The organism is Streptomyces sp. NPDC038707, assembly GCF_040636485.1.
Lineage (GTDB): Bacteria > Actinomycetota > Actinomycetes > Streptomycetales > Streptomycetaceae > Streptomyces.
Genome location: NZ_JBEZUP010000016.1, coordinates 60,972 through 75,519, shown reverse-complemented (window position 1 = coordinate 75,519; position 14,548 = coordinate 60,972). Strand labels below are relative to the sequence as shown.

At 72.9% G+C, this 14,548-nt stretch carries 11 protein-coding genes and 1 riboswitch; of the genes, 5 read left to right on the top strand and 6 right to left on the bottom strand.

The genetic code is table 11. From position 1 onward, the window contains the following. Positions 1 to 61: 61 nt before the first annotated feature. The 4 genes from AB0E62_RS22510 to AB0E62_RS22495 form a co-directional block, all read right to left on the bottom strand. Entirely contained in the window at positions 62 to 748 is a 687-nt protein-coding gene (locus AB0E62_RS22510; protein WP_362196460.1) for a response regulator, read from the bottom strand. Next, on the bottom strand, positions 748 to 2,430 hold the full coding sequence (locus AB0E62_RS22505; protein WP_362196457.1) for a sensor histidine kinase: 1,683 nt from the start codon (positions 2,428 to 2,430) through the stop codon (positions 748 to 750). Before AB0E62_RS22505 ends, AB0E62_RS22510 begins: the two co-directional genes overlap by 1 nt. 98 nt (positions 2,431 to 2,528) lie before the next feature. Continuing rightward, the gene (locus AB0E62_RS22500; RefSeq protein WP_362196454.1) at positions 2,529 to 3,470 is read right to left on the bottom strand and encodes a sucrase ferredoxin; all 942 of its coding nucleotides are present in this window, start codon (positions 3,468 to 3,470) and stop codon (positions 2,529 to 2,531) included. Between the two features lie 85 nt (positions 3,471 to 3,555). Then, the gene (locus AB0E62_RS22495) at positions 3,556 to 4,812 is read right to left on the bottom strand and encodes a citrate synthase (protein WP_362196451.1); all 1,257 of its coding nucleotides are present in this window, start codon (positions 4,810 to 4,812) and stop codon (positions 3,556 to 3,558) included. Between the two features lie 228 nt (positions 4,813 to 5,040). Between AB0E62_RS22495 and AB0E62_RS22490 the strand changes: the two genes are divergently transcribed. Further along, positions 5,041 to 6,120 carry a GTP-binding protein gene (locus AB0E62_RS22490; protein WP_362196448.1) on the top strand — a complete coding sequence of 360 codons (1,080 nt, stop codon included), beginning with the start codon at positions 5,041 to 5,043 and terminating at the stop codon, positions 6,118 to 6,120. Positions 6,121 to 6,291: 171 nt separating this feature from the next. On the opposite strand, the gene AB0E62_RS22485 is transcribed toward AB0E62_RS22490, so the two are convergent. Then, positions 6,292 to 8,748 carry a DNA topoisomerase IV subunit A gene (locus tag AB0E62_RS22485; protein ID WP_362196445.1) on the bottom strand — a complete coding sequence of 819 codons (2,457 nt, stop codon included), beginning with the start codon at positions 8,746 to 8,748 and terminating at the stop codon, positions 6,292 to 6,294. 328 nt (positions 8,749 to 9,076) lie between these two features. On the opposite strand from AB0E62_RS22485, the gene AB0E62_RS22480 reads away from it, so the two are divergent. The 4 genes from AB0E62_RS22480 to AB0E62_RS22465 all read left to right on the top strand — a co-directional run bounded on the left by AB0E62_RS22480 (position 9,077) and on the right by AB0E62_RS22465 (position 13,886). Further along, positions 9,077 to 10,480 (top strand): pitrilysin family protein, encoded by a 1,404-nt coding sequence (locus AB0E62_RS22480; protein ID WP_362196442.1) that lies wholly within the window; start codon positions 9,077 to 9,079, stop codon positions 10,478 to 10,480. Next, complete coding sequence (locus AB0E62_RS22475) at positions 10,477 to 11,865, top strand: pitrilysin family protein (protein WP_362196439.1); 1,389 nt, start codon at positions 10,477 to 10,479, stop codon at positions 11,863 to 11,865. The genes AB0E62_RS22480 and AB0E62_RS22475 overlap by 4 nt, the downstream gene beginning before the upstream one ends. Before the next feature lie 226 nt (positions 11,866 to 12,091). Next, positions 12,092 to 12,244, top strand: a riboswitch (cyclic di-AMP (ydaO/yuaA leader). A gap of 12 nt (positions 12,245 to 12,256) precedes the next feature. After that, positions 12,257 to 13,003, top strand: coding sequence for a M23 family metallopeptidase (locus AB0E62_RS22470; protein WP_362196436.1), 747 nt, complete (start codon positions 12,257 to 12,259; stop codon positions 13,001 to 13,003). A gap of 196 nt (positions 13,004 to 13,199) precedes the next feature. After that, the gene (locus AB0E62_RS22465) at positions 13,200 to 13,886 is read left to right on the top strand and encodes a GntR family transcriptional regulator (RefSeq protein WP_362196433.1); all 687 of its coding nucleotides are present in this window, start codon (positions 13,200 to 13,202) and stop codon (positions 13,884 to 13,886) included. A gap of 205 nt (positions 13,887 to 14,091) precedes the next feature. On the opposite strand, the gene AB0E62_RS22460 is transcribed toward AB0E62_RS22465, so the two are convergent. Further along, positions 14,092 to 14,373, bottom strand: a complete 282-nt coding sequence (locus tag AB0E62_RS22460; RefSeq protein ID WP_030609104.1) for an HPr family phosphocarrier protein — start codon at positions 14,371 to 14,373, stop codon at positions 14,092 to 14,094. Positions 14,374 to 14,548: the final 175 nt, after the last annotated feature.

Below are 14,548 nucleotides of genomic sequence, written 5' to 3'. Positions count from 1 at the left end.
CCGGAGGCCGCGAAGATGCCCCGCGGACTCCTTCCTGGGGCACAGGTGGCCGCCGCCCGTCTTACGCCGGGCCCTGGGTCGCCCACACGTAACGGTGCTCCGGGCGGCCCGCGTCGCCGTACTTGAGGGTCAGCCGGGCCCGGCCGGTGCGTTCCAGCAGCTTCAGGTACCGCTGGGCGGTCTGCCGGCTCACCCCCGTCCGCTCGGCGATCTCCTGGGCCGACAGCGGGCGTTCGGCGCTCATCAGCGCCTGACGGACCAGCTCGGCCGTGGTGGGGGAGTGCCCCTTGGGCAACTCGGGTTCCGACCGGGCGGACAGCGCGCCGAAGATACGGTCCACCTCCGCCTGCTCCGCCTCGCCGCCGCCGTCCAGGGTGCGCCGCAGCTCGGCATAGGCCTCCAGCTTGGCCCGCAGGCCCGCGAAGGCGAACGGCTTCACCAGGTACTGCAGCGCGCCCTGCCGCATGGCCGCCTGCACGGTCGAGATGTCCCGCGCCGCCGTCACCATGATCACGTCGGTCTGGTGGCCGCGCCGCCGCATCTCCCGGACGACCGCGAGACCGGTGTCGTCGGGCAGGTAGTGATCCATCAGGACCAGGTCGAGCCGCGGCAGGCTCTCCACCTGACGCAGCGCCTCGGCCGCGCTGTGTGCCTCGCCGGCCACGTGGAAACCGGGCACCTTCTCGACGTAGGCGGCGTTGACACGGGCCACACGGGTGTCGTCGTCCACGACCAGGACCTCGATCATCACGCCTCCTCCCCGGACCCGGTGACGGCGGCGGTTCCGGTGGACTCGCCGGCCCCCGCGGGCACCGGTTCCGGCTCGGCCAGCGCCTCCGGCAGCACCACGGTGAACTCCGCGCCGCCCCCCGCCGCCCGGCCCACGGCCGCGCTCCCGCCCTGCCGTTCGGCGAGCCGCCGGACCAGGGAGAGCCCGATACCCCGCTTGCCGTGCGCGGGCGGCTTCTTGGTGGACCAGCCCTCCGTGAAGATCAGCTCCCGTTGGTCCTCCGGCACCCCGGGCCCGGTGTCGCGCACCACGAGGACGACCGTACGGCCCTCGGTGCGCAACTCGACCTCCACGCGCGCGTGCGGGGTGGCGGCGACCGCGTCGAGGGCGTTGTCCACGAGGTTGCCCACCACCGTGACCAGCCCCCGCGGATCGATCAGCCGGTCCGGTAGCCGGGTGTCCTCCGACACCCACAGGGCGACCCCGCGCTCGGCCGCCACGGTCGCCTTGCCCACCAGCAGCGCGGCCAGCAACGGATCCTGGATCCGCTCCGTGACCTGCTCCGCGGTGGCCCGGTGATCCCCCACCACCTCGCCGACGAACTCCACGGCGTCGTCGTACAGCTCCAGCTCCAGCAGCCCCAGCAGGGTGTGCATGCGGTTGGCGTGCTCGTGGTCCTGGGCGCGCAGCGCGTCGATCAGCCCGCGCGTGGAGTCCAGTTCGCGCCCCAGCTGCTCCAGCTCGGTGCGGTCGCGCAGGGTGGCCACGGCACCGCCGTCACCGGTGGGCATGCGGTTGGCGACCAGGACGCGCTGGCCGCGCACGGTGAGCAGGTCGGTGCCGGTCACGCGGCCGGCCAGCACATCCGTCGTACGGCCCGCGCCGAGCGCCTCGTCCGGGGTGCGCCCAAGGGCCTCGTCGCCGATGCCGAGCAGCCGTCGTGCCTCGTCGTTGAGGAGGCGGATACGGCCGCCCCGGTCGAGCGCGACCACCGCCTCCCGGATGCCGTGCAGCATCGCCTCACGCTCCGCGAGCAGCGCCGAGATGTCGGAGAACGCGAGGTCCCGGGTCTGCCGCTGGACCCGCCGGGAGATCAGCCAGGCGGCCAGCGCGCCCACCGCCAGGGCGCCGCCGGCGTACGCGAACAGTCCCGGGATCGCGCTGATCAGCCGCGCCCGCACACTGTCGTAGGCGATGCCGACCGAGACCGCGCCGACGACGCGGTGCCCGGCGTCGTACAGCGGCACCTTGCCGCGCGCCGAGCGGCCCAGGGTGCCCCGGTCGATCTCCATGACCTCCTTGCCGGACAGGGCGTCGGAAGGGTCGGTGGAGACACGGCGGCCGATCTCCGAGGGAGTGGGGTGGGACCAGCGCACCCAGTTCCGGTCCAGTACCACGATGTACTCGGCGTGCGTGGCCCGCCGGATCCGCTCGGCCTCCCGCTGCACGGGGCCGTTCCGGTCCGGTGAGGTGGTCCGGACGCCCTCGGCGATCTGCGGGTCCTGCGCGGTGGTCTCGGCGATGGCCAGCGCCCTGCGCATCGCCTCCTGGTCCAGCTGCTCGCTCAGCGGCGCCAGGAAGAGTCCGGTCGCCAGCACCGCGACCCCCGCGGCGATCGCCACCTGCATCAGCAGCACCTGGGAGAACATCCGCCGGGGCAGACCGAGGCGCAGGCGGCGGACGGGGGGAGTGGAGCGCATACCCATGACGGTACGTGGGACGGCCGGGAGCCCCCCAGCGGGTGTGGTGTGGATCTCTTGATCAGTGGTTGATCAACATTGACGGGACATGTGCCGGGTCAGCTCGCCAGCGCCGTAGACCTGAGTGCGCGCACCTCGACCACGTCCATCCGCGCGGGCGTGCCGAGCACCTCCGCGCCGCAGCTCTCCGGACGCGGCGGCAGCGACGCTCCCTGGACCACGGTCGCCCGCCACCGGCGTCCGTCGGCGTGAGCGACGGTGACCTCCCAGCGCGGCGCCGTGCCCGCGGTCCGTACGACGCTCAGCACACCCGCCCGGTACTCGCCCGCGGCACTCCGCACGGCCAGCTCCGCCGCCTGGCCGGGCCGCTCCCACGCGGAGCACCCCCGGCACCCCTCGACCAGCACACGCCCTTCCTGGGCGCCGTGCAGGGCCTCCTTGACGGTGTGGGCCTCGGCGCGACCGTAGGCGTAGCCGTACGGCAGGACGAGCACCGTGGGCGCGAACCGGTGTCCCCCCAGATGGGTGACCTCCCAGACGCCGCGCACCCCCGACGCGACCAGTTCCGCTGCGAGGGGCCGGCCCAGGAGGGCGCAGCAGCGGTCGCGCTTGCCGTTGGTGCACACGAGCGCCAGCGGGTCGCCCCGGTGGGGCCGCCCGCCGAGCACCGCGCCGAAGGAGCGGTGGTCGCCCGCCCCGAGCGCGGCGAAGTCCAGATCGAGCAGGCGTCGTGGATCGCGGGTGGTGGCACCGTGCAGCCACACCCGACCGGGAACGGTGTGCGCGGCGTACACCCGCCGTACGGGCGGCGGGCCGGGGTCGGCGTGGCGCCCGGGGCGGCGGATCAGCGCGATGCGCACGCCTGTTCGCTCGGCGGCGGCCTCCAGCGCCCGGCCCAGCGAGGGGTCGAGATGGCTGGACGTGAGAGCCCTGGCGCCCCACGGGCCGGGCTGTTCCAGCAGCAGCCACGTCGTCGCCGTGGCGGCCGTACCGGACACCGGCTCGTCGAAGCCGCGGGAGACGGTCGCACACCTACTCACAGAGGTGAGCCTAACCTGACTCTCCCGTCCTTGACTTCCGGCCCCGCCGGGCCCTGCTCCGAGAGGGTCCGGCCGCCGTCCGCGCCTACTCCGGCAGGGGCCGGGGCGGGCGGGGACCGACGTAGTGGCCGCTGGGGCGCATGCGCAGCGGGCGCTCGCCGTACTCCTCCAGGGCGTGCGCGATCCAGCCCGCGGTCCGGGCGACGGCGAAGATCGTCTCGGCGGCCGTGGCCGGCATGCCGCAGGAGGCGGTGAACACCGCGAGGGCCAGGTCCACGTTGGCGTGCAGCGGGGCGTGTCGGGCAGTGGTGGCGACGATGTCCCGGGCCGCGAGCAGCGCGGACTCGGCGCGCGGGACCTCCTCCAGCAGAGCGAACAGCACCCGGGCGCGCGGGTCCTCGGCGGTGTACAGCCGGTGGCCGAGACCGGGGACGCGGCGGCCCGCGCGCAGTTCTTCGGCGATCACCGGCACCGCCGTGCCCTGGTCGAGCACGTCCAGCAGCATCCGGTGGGCCAGGCCGCCGGCCGCGCCGTGCAGCGGGCCCTCCAGCACACCGAGCCCCGCCGAGACCGCCGCGTACGCGTGCGCCCGGGCCGAGGCGGCCACCCGGACCGCGAGCGTGGACGCGGCCAGGTCGTGGTCCGCCAGCAGGGCCAGCGCGGTGTCCAGGACGCGCAGGGAGGCATCGTCGGCCGGGCGGCCGGTCAGCCGGCCCCACAGGCGGCGGGCCAGCGGGCCGTCGTCCTGGTGGTCGTGCCGGACGGGCGGCAGCGCGGCGACGAGGGTGGGGATAAGGGTGCGCGCGGTGTGCAGCACGGCCTCCTCGGACAGGTCGAAGCGCAGCGGGTCCTCCGCCGCCGCGGCGACGGCCGCGACCCGCAGCCGGTCGACCGGGGAGGCGTGTTCGGACAGGGCGGCCACCGCGCGGCGGGCGACTTCGACGGTGCCCCCGGGTGCGGTGAACGCCGCTCCCGGCGCGGGCCGCCCGGTCCACAGCCACTCCGCGACCTCCTCGTAGGAGTGCCGGGTGGCCAGCTCGACCGCGTCGACCCCGCGGTAGTAGTACCGGTCCTGCTCGATCAGCGTGATGCGGGTGCGGACAGACAGCTCACCGCCGGTGCCCGGCCTCCCGGCGGCCTCCCGGCGGTTGCGGCGGGCCAGCGCCTCGACCTCCCCGGCCTCGAAGGTGCTGGCCCGGCCGCCGGGCTCGCGTGCGCTGCTGAGCAGACCGCGGCTCACGTACGCGTAGACCGTCTCGGGCTTCACGCCGAGCAGTTCGGCGGTCTCCTTGGTGGTCAGCCGGCGCCCGGGGCGGTGGGGAGCGGTGTCGTGATCGCGCATGGGCGCCACCGTAGTCCCATCCGCATGTGTGGACAGTCATCTGTTGATCCGAGCAACGTCGACCTGGGAAGCAATCAAGTACCGACGGTCTGATCAAGGGGACGCGCAGGGGGCCGGAGCCGGTTCTCCGGCCGCTCGTATCCTGGACGCTCCGTCCTGCTCGTCCGCGCACCGGGCGCGAGCCGGTGCGCGCCGGTACGTCTGAGAGGTCGCCCGTTGGGGAACAGCTTGGCAAGCGGCGCCAGCCCGCGGCAGATTCCGGTCGTCGTACTCGCCGGCTTCCTGGGCTCCGGGAAGACCACGCTCCTCAACCATCTGCTGCACCGCAGCGGAGGCAGCCGCATCGGGGCCATCGTCAACGACTTCGGCGCCATCGAGATCGATGCCATGGCCGTCGCCGGAGCCCTCGGCGACTCGACCGTCTCGCTCGGCAACGGCTGCCTGTGCTGCGCCGTGGACGCCGGTGAACTCGATGTGTACCTGGACCGGCTCGCCGCGCCCGCCGCCGGCATCGATGTGATCGTCATCGAGGCCAGCGGTCTGGCCGAGCCGCGGGAACTCGTGCGCATGGTCCTTGCCAGCGAGCACCCGGGCATCGTCTACGGCGGTCTGGTCGAGGTGGTCGACGCCGCCGAGTTCGACGACACGCGCGCGAAGCACCCCGAGATCGACCGGCACCTCGCCCTCGCGGACCTGGTCGTGGTCAACAAGCTCGACCGCGCCGATGACGCCGACCGGGCCCTGGGGCTGGTCCGCTCGCTCACCGACCGCGCGGCCGTCGTCCCCGCCACCTACGGGCGGATCGACCCCGAGTTCCTCTTCGACTGCCGGCCGAACGAGGAGCGCATCGGCCAGCTGTCCTTCGACGATCTGCACGACCACGACGGCCACGACGACGACCCCGGCCACCCCGGGCACCTGCACACCGGCTACGACAGCCTGTCCTTCACCTCCGCCGTCCCGCTGGAGCCCCGGCGGCTCATGCGGTTCCTGGACAGCCGGCCCGAAGGGCTGTACCGGATCAAGGGGTACGTCGACTTCGGGCCCTACGACGCGGGCAACCGCTACGCCGTGCACGCCGTCGGCCGGTTCCTGCGCTTCTACCCCGAACCCTGGAAGCCCGGCGACGACCGGCTCACCCAGCTGGTGCTGATCGGTTCCGGCATCGACGCGGGCGCCCTCCGCAAGGAACTGGAGGCGTGCGCGAACGACGCTCCGCACGCCGACGAGCACGGCATGTGGGGCGTCCTGCGCTACGTACAGGGACCGGACGAGGCGGACGCCGACGTGGAGGAGCCGCCCGTCTGACCCGTGCCGGACCGCCCGGCCCCAGCCGGCCGCGGTCCCTGCCCGGACCGCCTGGTCCCTGCCCGGACCGCCTGGTCCCTGCCCGGACCGCCTGGAGCACCGGCCCGGGCCGTCTGAAGCACCGGCCCGGGCCGTCTGAAGAACCCGGTGAAACACCGGTGAAGCGCCGGTCTAGAGCACCGGTCCCGCCACCACCGCCACCGTCTTCGGAAGCGACGTGCCCGAGCCGTCGCGGCGCGGGTCCGGCTCCGGCAGCTCCGCCGGGGTGCCGTTCTTCTGCGCCGCGAGCGCCGGTGCCGGGCCCGCCCAGGCCAGCGACAGGCAGTCCTCGCCCTTCAGGAACCGCTGGCAGCGCACGCCGCCCGTGGCCCGGCCCTTGCGCGGGTACTGGTCGAACGGGGTCAGCTTGGCCGTCGTCTGCACCGAGTCGTCCAGCGTGCCGCGCGAGCCCGCCACCGTGAACACCACCGCGTCGGCGGCCGGGTCGACCGCCGTGAAGGAGATCACCTTCGCGCCCTCGGCGAGCTTGACGCCCGTCATGCCGCCGGCCGGGCGGCCCTGCGGGCGGACGATGGAGGCCTGGAAACGCAGCAGCTGCGCGTCGTCCGTGATGAACACCAGGTCCTCCTCGCCGGTGCGCAGCTCCACCGCGCCGACGATCCGGTCCCCCTCCTTGAGGGTGATGACCTCCAGCTCCTCCTTGTTGGACGGATAGTCGGGCACCACCCGCTTGACGACACCCTGTTCGGTGCCGAGCGCCAGACCCGGCGACGACTCGTCCAGCGTGGTCAGGCACACCACCGTCTCGTCGTCCTCCAGGGAGACGAACTCCGCCAGCGGGGCCCCGCCGGAGAGGTTCGGCGCGGTCGCCGGCTCGGGCAGCTGCGGCAGGTCGACCACGTTGATCCGCAGCAGCCGGCCCGCCGAGGTCACCGCGCCGATCACCCCGCGCGCGGTCGTCCGCACGGCCGAGACGATCACGTCGTGCTTGACCCGCTTGCCGCCCGCCGTCCGCGGCAGCGGCGCGTCGGTCGCCGTACGGGCCAGCAGCCCCGTCGAGGACAGCAGCACCCGGCACGGGTCGTCGGCCACCTGCAGCGGGACGGCGACCGGGGTGGCCGCGGACTCCAGCAGGACCGTGCGCCGGTCGGTGCCGAACTTCTTCGCCACCGCGGCCAGTTCGGCCGAGACCAGCTTGCGCAGTTCCGCGTCGGACTCCAGGATCCGGGTCAGCTCCTCGATCTCCGCGGTGAGCTTGTCCTTCTCCGACTCCAGCTCGATCCGGTCGTACTTGGTGAGCCGGCGCAGCGGCGTGTCGAGGATGTACTGCGTCTGCACCTCGCTCAGCGAGAAGCGCTCGATCAGGCGCTCCTTGGCCTGCGCGGAGTTCTCGCTGGACCGGATGATCCGGATGACCTCGTCGATGTCGACCAGCGCGGTCAGCAGGCCCTCGACCAGGTGCAGCCGGTCGCGCTTCTTGCCGCGGCGGAACTCGCTGCGCCGCCGGACCACGTTGAAACGGTGGTCCAGATAGACCTCCAGCAGCTCCTTCAGGCCCAGGGTGAGCGGCTGGCCGTCGACCAGGGCGACGTTGTTGACGCCGAAGGACTCCTCCATCGGCGTCAGCTTGTACAGCTGCTCCAGGATCGCCTCCGGCACGAAGCCGTTCTTGATCTCGATGACCAGGCGCAGGCCGTGCTCGCGGTCGGTGAGGTCCTTGACGTCGGCGATGCCCTGGACCTTCTTCGCGTTGACCAGGTCCTTGATCTTCGCGATGACCTTCTCGGGGCCGACCGAGAACGGCAGTTCCGTGACCACCAGGCCCTTGCGGCGGGCGGTGACGTTCTCGACGGAGACCGTCGCGCGGATCTTGAAGGTGCCGCGGCCGGTCGCGTACGCGTCGCGGATGCCGTCCAGGCCGACGATCCGGCCGCCGGTGGGCAGGTCGGGGCCCGGGACGTGCTTCATGAGCGCGTCCAGGTCGGCGTTCGGGTGCCGGATCAGATGGCGGGCGGCGGCGATGACCTCGCGCAGGTTGTGCGGCGGCATGTTCGTCGCCATGCCGACCGCGATGCCCGAGGAGCCGTTGACCAGCAGGTTCGGGAACGCGGCGGGCAGGGCCACCGGCTCCCGCTCCTGGCCGTCGTAGTTCGGGGCGAAGTCGACCGTGTCCTCTTCGATGGACTCGGTCATCAGGCCCGTCGCCTCGGCCATCCGGCACTCGGTGTACCGCATGGCGGCCGGCGGGTCGTCGTTGCCGAGCGAACCGAAGTTGCCGTGGCCGTCGACCAGCGGCACGCGCATGGAGAAGGGCTGTGCCATGCGCACCAGCGCGTCGTAGATCGACGTGTCGCCGTGCGGGTGCAGCTTGCCCATGACCTCGCCGACGACGCGCGCGCACTTCACGTAGCCGCGTTCGGGGCGCAGGCCCATCTCGTTCATCTGGTAGACGATCCGGCGGTGCACCGGTTTCAGGCCGTCACGGGCGTCCGGCAGGGCGCGCGAGTAGATGACCGAGTACGCGTATTCGAGGTAGGAGCCACGCATCTCGTCCACGACGTCGATGTCGAGGATCCTCTCCTCGAACGAATCGTCGGGCGGCGGGGTCTTCGTGCTGCGGCGGGCCATCGCTGCCTGGCTCCTTCTGATCTGGTCGCTCGCCTACGGGGCGCTCTTGTGCTGAAGCGTTTGACGGATCTGACGCCGACCATTGTGGACCGAGGCACTGACAACCCGTGCACGGCCCGGAGCCGCGGGCCCGGGCCGGCGCCGGGGAGCGACTCGCCCCCGGCGCGGGAGAACCGTCCGTCCGGGGGTCCGGGGCAGGCTACGCGATCCGCTGTCGGCGTACGTCCGCGGGAACTTCGCGAAGGCCCCGCACGCTTTGCATACAGTGGCAGGAACGGCAGCACAACCGCGGTTTCCATCAACCGCCTCCGCTCGCGAAGGGACGTACATGCCCATGGGTCACACGACCACAGCCGAGGCAGGCTCCGGGGGCCTGACAGCGACCGAGCACCGCCTGGCCAACGGTCTGCGCGTGGTGCTCTCCGAGGACCACCTGACCCCGGTGGCGGCGGTCTGCCTCTGGTACGACGTCGGCTCCCGCCACGAAGTCAAGGGGCGTACCGGCCTGGCTCACCTTTTCGAGCATCTGATGTTCCAGGGCTCCGCCCAGGTCAAGGGCAACGGCCACTTCGAACTGGTGCAGGGCGCCGGCGGCTCGCTGAACGGCACCACCAGCTTCGAGCGCACCAACTACTTCGAGACCATGCCCGCCCACCAGCTGGAGCTGGCGCTCTGGCTGGAGGCCGACCGCATGGGTTCGCTGCTGGCCGCCCTGGACGAGGAGTCCATGGAGAACCAGCGGGACGTCGTCAAGAACGAGCGCCGCCAGCGGTACGACAATGTGCCCTACGGCACCGCCTTCGAGAAGCTGACCGCCCTCTCGTACCCGGAGGGCCACCCGTACCACCACACGCCGATCGGCTCGATGGCGGACCTGGACGCGGCCACCCTGGAGGACGCCCGCCAGTTCTTCCGCACCTACTACGCGCCGAACAACGCGGTGCTCTCCGTGGTCGGCGACATCGACCCCGAGCAGACCCTCGCCTGGATCGAGAAGTACTTCGGGTCGATCCCGTCCCACGACGGCAAGCCCGCGCCCCGCGACGGCTCCCTCCCGGACGTCATCGGCGAGCAGAAGCGCGAGGTCCTCGTGGAGGAGGTTCCGGCGCGCGCCCTGATGGCCGCCTACCGGCTCCCGCACGACGGCACGCGCGCGTGCGACGCGGCCGACCTCGCGCTGACCATCCTCGGCGGCGGCGAGTCCTCCCGCCTGTACAACCGCCTGGTGCGCCGCGACCGTACGGCCGTCGCCGCGGGCTTCGGCCTGCTGCGCCTGGCCGGCGCGCCCTCCATGGGCTGGCTGGACGTGAAGACCTCCGGTGACGTCGAGGTGCCGGTCATCGAGACCGCCATCGACGAGGAGCTGGCCCGGTTCGCCGAAGAGGGCCCCACCCCCGAGGAGATGGAGCGCGCCCAGGCCCAGCTGGAGCGCGAGTGGCTGGACCGGCTCGGCACGGTCGCCGGCCGCGCCGACGAACTGTGCCGGTACGCCGTCCTGTTCGGCGACCCGCAGCTCGCCCTGACCGCCGTCCGGCGCGTCCTGGAGGTCACCCCCGGGGAGGTCCGGGAAGTGGCCGCGGCCCGCCTGCGGCCGGACAACCGCGCGGTCCTGGTCTACGAGCCGAAGTCCCCGCAGGCCGCCCCGGACGCCGATGTCCCCGAGGACCCGGAGCAGGAAGCGACCGTAGAGGCGGGCCGCGACGAGACCGAGAACGAGGAGACGGCCAAGTGACCGAGCTCGCCACCATGGAGTTCCACCCCCAGCCGCAGCCCGGCGAGGCCAGGCCCTGGGCGTTTCCGGCCCCCGAGCGCACCGCGCTCGACAACGGCCTGACCGTGCTGCGCTGCCACCGCCCCGGCCAGCAGGTCGTCGCCGTCGAGGTGCTGCTGGACGCGCCGCTGGACGCCGAGCCGGCCGGCCTGGACGGCGTCGCCACGATCATGGCGCGGGCCTTCTCCGAGGGCACCGACCGGCACTCCGCCGAGGAGTTCGCCGCCGAGCTGGAGCGCGCGGGCGCCACCCTGGACGCGCACGCCGACCACCCCGGGCTCCGGCTCAGCCTGGAGGTCCCTGCCTCCCGCCTGGCCAAGGGCCTCGGCCTGCTCGCCGACGCGCTGCGCGCGCCCGCCTTCGCCCCGGGCGAGGTCGAGCGCCTCGTCCGCAACCGCCTGGACGAGATCCCGCACGAGCTGGCCAACCCGTCCCGCCGGGCCGCCAAGGAACTCTCCAAGGAGCTGTTCCCGGCGACCTCGCGCATGTCCCGGCCGCGCCAGGGCACCGAGGAGACCGTCGAGAAGATCGACGCGGCGGCCGTACGCGCCTTCTACGACCGTCACGTGCGGCCCGCCACGGCCACCCTGGTCGTCGTCGGCGACCTGACCGGCACCGACCTGGACGCGCTGCTCGGCGACACCCTGGGCGCCTGGACCGGCACCCCCGGCGAACCGCGCCCGGTGCCCCCGGTGACCGCCGACGACACCGGGCGCGTGGTCATCGTGGACCGGCCCGGTGCCGTACAGACGCAGCTGCTCATCGGCCGGATCGGCCCCGACCGGCACGACCGGGTGTGGCCCGCCCAGGTGCTCGGCACGTACTGCCTCGGCGGCACCCTCACCTCCCGCCTGGACCGCGTGCTGCGCGAGGAGAAGGGCTACACCTACGGCGTGCGCTCCTTCGGGCAGGTCCTCAGGTCCGCGCCGGACGGCACGGGCGCGGCGATGCTGGCCATCAGCGGCTCCGTGGACACGCCGAACACCGGCCCGGCGCTGGACGACCTGTGGAAGGTGCTGCGCACTGTCGCGGCGGAGGGCCTGACCGACGCCGAGCGGGACGTCGCCGTGCAGAACCTCGTCGGCGTGGCGCCGCTGAAGTACGAGACCGCGGCGGCCGTCGCGAGCACGCTGGCCGACCAGGTCGAGCAGCACCTGCCCGACGACTTCCAGGCGACGCTGTACCGGCAGCTGGCGGCCACGGGCACGGTGGAGGCCACCGCGGCCGTGGTGAACGCCTTCCCGGTGGACCGCCTGGTGACCGTCCTCGTCGGCGACGCCGCCCAGATCAAGGCACCGGTCGAGGAGCTCGGCATCGGTGAGGTGACCGTGGTGTCGGCCGAGTAACGGCCCGGCACGTCCGGCGCACGCGCGCGTGGGGCCCTGACGGTCACGAGCCGTCAGGGCCCCACGCTGTTCCACTCGGTCCCTCAGATGCCCGTTTTGGGGCGGAGGTTGCCTGTCTGACCTGTGGGATGCGCTACAAAAACCCGGATCCGTTTGAGGATCGAAAGCGGGCCGCCGTAGCGTCGTCCGGGCTGTTCGTCAGGCAGTGCGCCGCACCCGCGGCACCGGACAGCCATCGCCGAGTCCCCGTACGGCGCGAGCCAGGGGAGCCGGGGACCCACCGTCCCTGGGGTGAATCGGGCGCCCGCGAGGGGGCCCGTAGGAGACCTTCCTGCTCCGAACCCGTCAGCTAACCCGGTAGGCGAGAGGGAAGGAAAGGACCAGCCACTCCATGGCGTTCATGTGCGCCACCGGGAAGCACCGCAAGCCCGGCCGGGTCAAGCGCACCACCGCTCAGGCGGCCGGCGTCGCGGCCCTGACCACCACCGGTGTCATCGGCACCCTCGCCGCCTCTCCGGCGCTCGCCGCCGGCAGCCCCGTGGACCAGACCGGCCTCACCCCGGTCCTCGCCGCCACCGAGGACGTCGCCGCGCAGATCGACGCGCAGGCCACCGCCCAGCAGCAGGCCGCCGACCGCAAGGCGGCCGAGGAGGCCGCGGAGAAGGCGGCCGCCGAGCGGGCCGAGGAGGAACGGGTCCGCGCCGCGCGCGAGGCCGAGCGCCGCAGGCTGAACACCTTCGTCGCCCCCATCGCGCACTCGTACGTCTCCACGGCCTACCAGGCGTCCAGCTCGCTGTGGTCCTCCGGTTCGCACACCGGCATCGACTTCCACGCGGCCGCCGGCACCACCGTGCACGCGGTGGGCTCCGGCACGGTCGTCGCCACCGGCTGGGGCGGCGCCTACGGCAACCAGATCGTGATCCGGATGGCCGACGGCATGTACACGCAGTACGGGCACCTGTCGTCCATCGGCGTCACGGTGGGCCAGAAGGTGGAGCCGGGCCAGCAGATCGGTCTGTCCGGCGCCACGGGCAACGTCACCGGCCCGCACCTCCACTTCGAGGCGCGCACGAGCCCGGACTACGGCTCCGACATCGACCCCGTCGCCTATCTCCGCGGGCACGGCGTGCACATCTGACGCTCCGCGCGTTCCCTGGCGGCCCCGGCTCACCGAGCCGGGGCTTTCGCCGTTTTTCACGGTGTCCGCCGGACCCGTTGTCCAAAAAATATCCATGGATTACCGCCCCCCGTCGGAAATTCCGGTGCATTGGAATAGAGTCGCGGAACAGGCGTCCAGTGTCGGCGTTTCACGGGGATTAAGGCGGAGGTCGGTCATGCGTATTCCGGCGCACTCGGTGTGCACCGCTGTCCGGGACGACATCGTCGCGGGTGTCTACGAGCGCGGCAGCCGGCTCACCGAGGAAGTCCTGGCCCGTCGCTACGGCGTCTCGCGTGTCCCCGTCCGCGAGGCGCTGCGCACCCTGGAGGCCGAGGGGTTCGTGGTGACGCGCCGGCACGCGGGCGCGTGCGTGGCCGAGCCGACCGAGCAGGAGGCCGCCGACGTGCTGGAGATGCGGACGCTGCTGGAGCCGCTGGGCGCCGCGCGGGCCGCCCAGCGGCGCACGGAGGCCCACCTGAAGGTGCTGCGCGGCCTGGTCCGGCTGGGCCAGGAGCGGGCCCGGAAGGGCAACAGCGAGGATCTGCGCTCGCTCGGCGGCTGGTTCCACGAGACGCTCGCCCAGGCCTGCGGCAGCCCCTCGCTGACCTCGATGCTGACCCAGCTGCGGCACAAGATCGCCTGGATGTACGCGGTGGAGGCCCCGGTGAGCCCGGTGGAGACCTGGGTGGAGCACGGCGCGATCGTGGACGCGGTGGCGCGCGGGGACGGCGAACGCGCGCGGGCGCTGACCGCCCTGCACACCGAGCGCGCGACGGGCGCGCACCGGCTCCGCTTCTCCGGCACCGGGGAGCGTGTGAGGACTTCGCAACACCCCGTAAACATGTCGGGCCTACGGCATTAACACGCGCGCCGTATACAAAGAAGGGTTATTCGGTGGCGGGTGTTTTCCGCTGCCCTTTTTGCGGTGCCGGAATTTCCGCTCGCGGATGTCCGGCAGGTGCGGTCGCCGGAACGGACGGCCCGCCCGGAATTCGGCGGAGTGCGAGGGGTCGCGAAAACGCGGAAGCCGCGCCGTCCGGTGCGGACGGCGCGGCTTCCCGGTCTGCTCAGACGGTCTCGGGCAGCTCCTCCAGGCCCTCGGAGACCAGCTTGGCCAGACGGTCCAGGGCGGCGTCGGCGCCCTCGGCGTCGGAGGCGAGGACGATCTCCTCGCCACCCTGGGCGCCCAGGCCCAGGACGGCCAGCATCGAGGCCGCGTTGACGGGGTTGCCCCCGGCCTTGGCGATCGTCACCGGGACGCCTGTGGCCGTGGCGGCTCGGACGAAGAGAGAAGCGGGGCGGGCGTGGAGGCCCTCGGCCCAGCCGACGTTGACGCGGCGCTCAGCCATGTGTTGCTGCCCTTCAGTGCTCAGGTTGTCTAGACCAGTTTCCCATATCGTGAAGCGTGCCCGGAGCGGGCCCGCGGGACCGCCCCGGCGCGAGGCCGGACCGCGGCCTCGGTCCGGCGTTCGCCCCCATAGACTGCCTCGCGCCGTTGTCGTACGCGAGCCTTACTCTGGGGCC

What these genes read in the sequence shown, in the direction of transcription:
- AB0E62_RS22510 (WP_362196460.1), bottom strand. Translation starts at nt 748, where the DNA reads ATGATCGAGGTCCTGGTCGTGGACGACGACACCCGTGTGGCCCGTGTC.
- AB0E62_RS22505 (WP_362196457.1), bottom strand. Translation starts at nt 2,430, where the DNA reads ATGCGCTCCACTCCCCCCGTCCGCCGCCTGCGCCTCGGTCTGCCCCGG.
- AB0E62_RS22495 (WP_362196451.1), bottom strand. Translation starts at nt 4,812, where the DNA reads ATGCGCGATCACGACACCGCTCCCCACCGCCCCGGGCGCCGGCTGACC.
- AB0E62_RS22485 (WP_362196445.1), bottom strand. Translation starts at nt 8,748, where the DNA reads ATGGCCCGCCGCAGCACGAAGACCCCGCCGCCCGACGATTCGTTCGAG.
- AB0E62_RS22480 (WP_362196442.1), top strand. Translation starts at nt 9,077, where the DNA reads ATGCCCATGGGTCACACGACCACAGCCGAGGCAGGCTCCGGGGGCCTG.
- AB0E62_RS22470 (WP_362196436.1), top strand. Translation starts at nt 12,257, where the DNA reads ATGGCGTTCATGTGCGCCACCGGGAAGCACCGCAAGCCCGGCCGGGTC.
- AB0E62_RS22465 (WP_362196433.1), top strand. Translation starts at nt 13,200, where the DNA reads ATGCGTATTCCGGCGCACTCGGTGTGCACCGCTGTCCGGGACGACATC.
- AB0E62_RS22460 (WP_030609104.1), bottom strand. Translation starts at nt 14,373, where the DNA reads ATGGCTGAGCGCCGCGTCAACGTCGGCTGGGCCGAGGGCCTCCACGCC.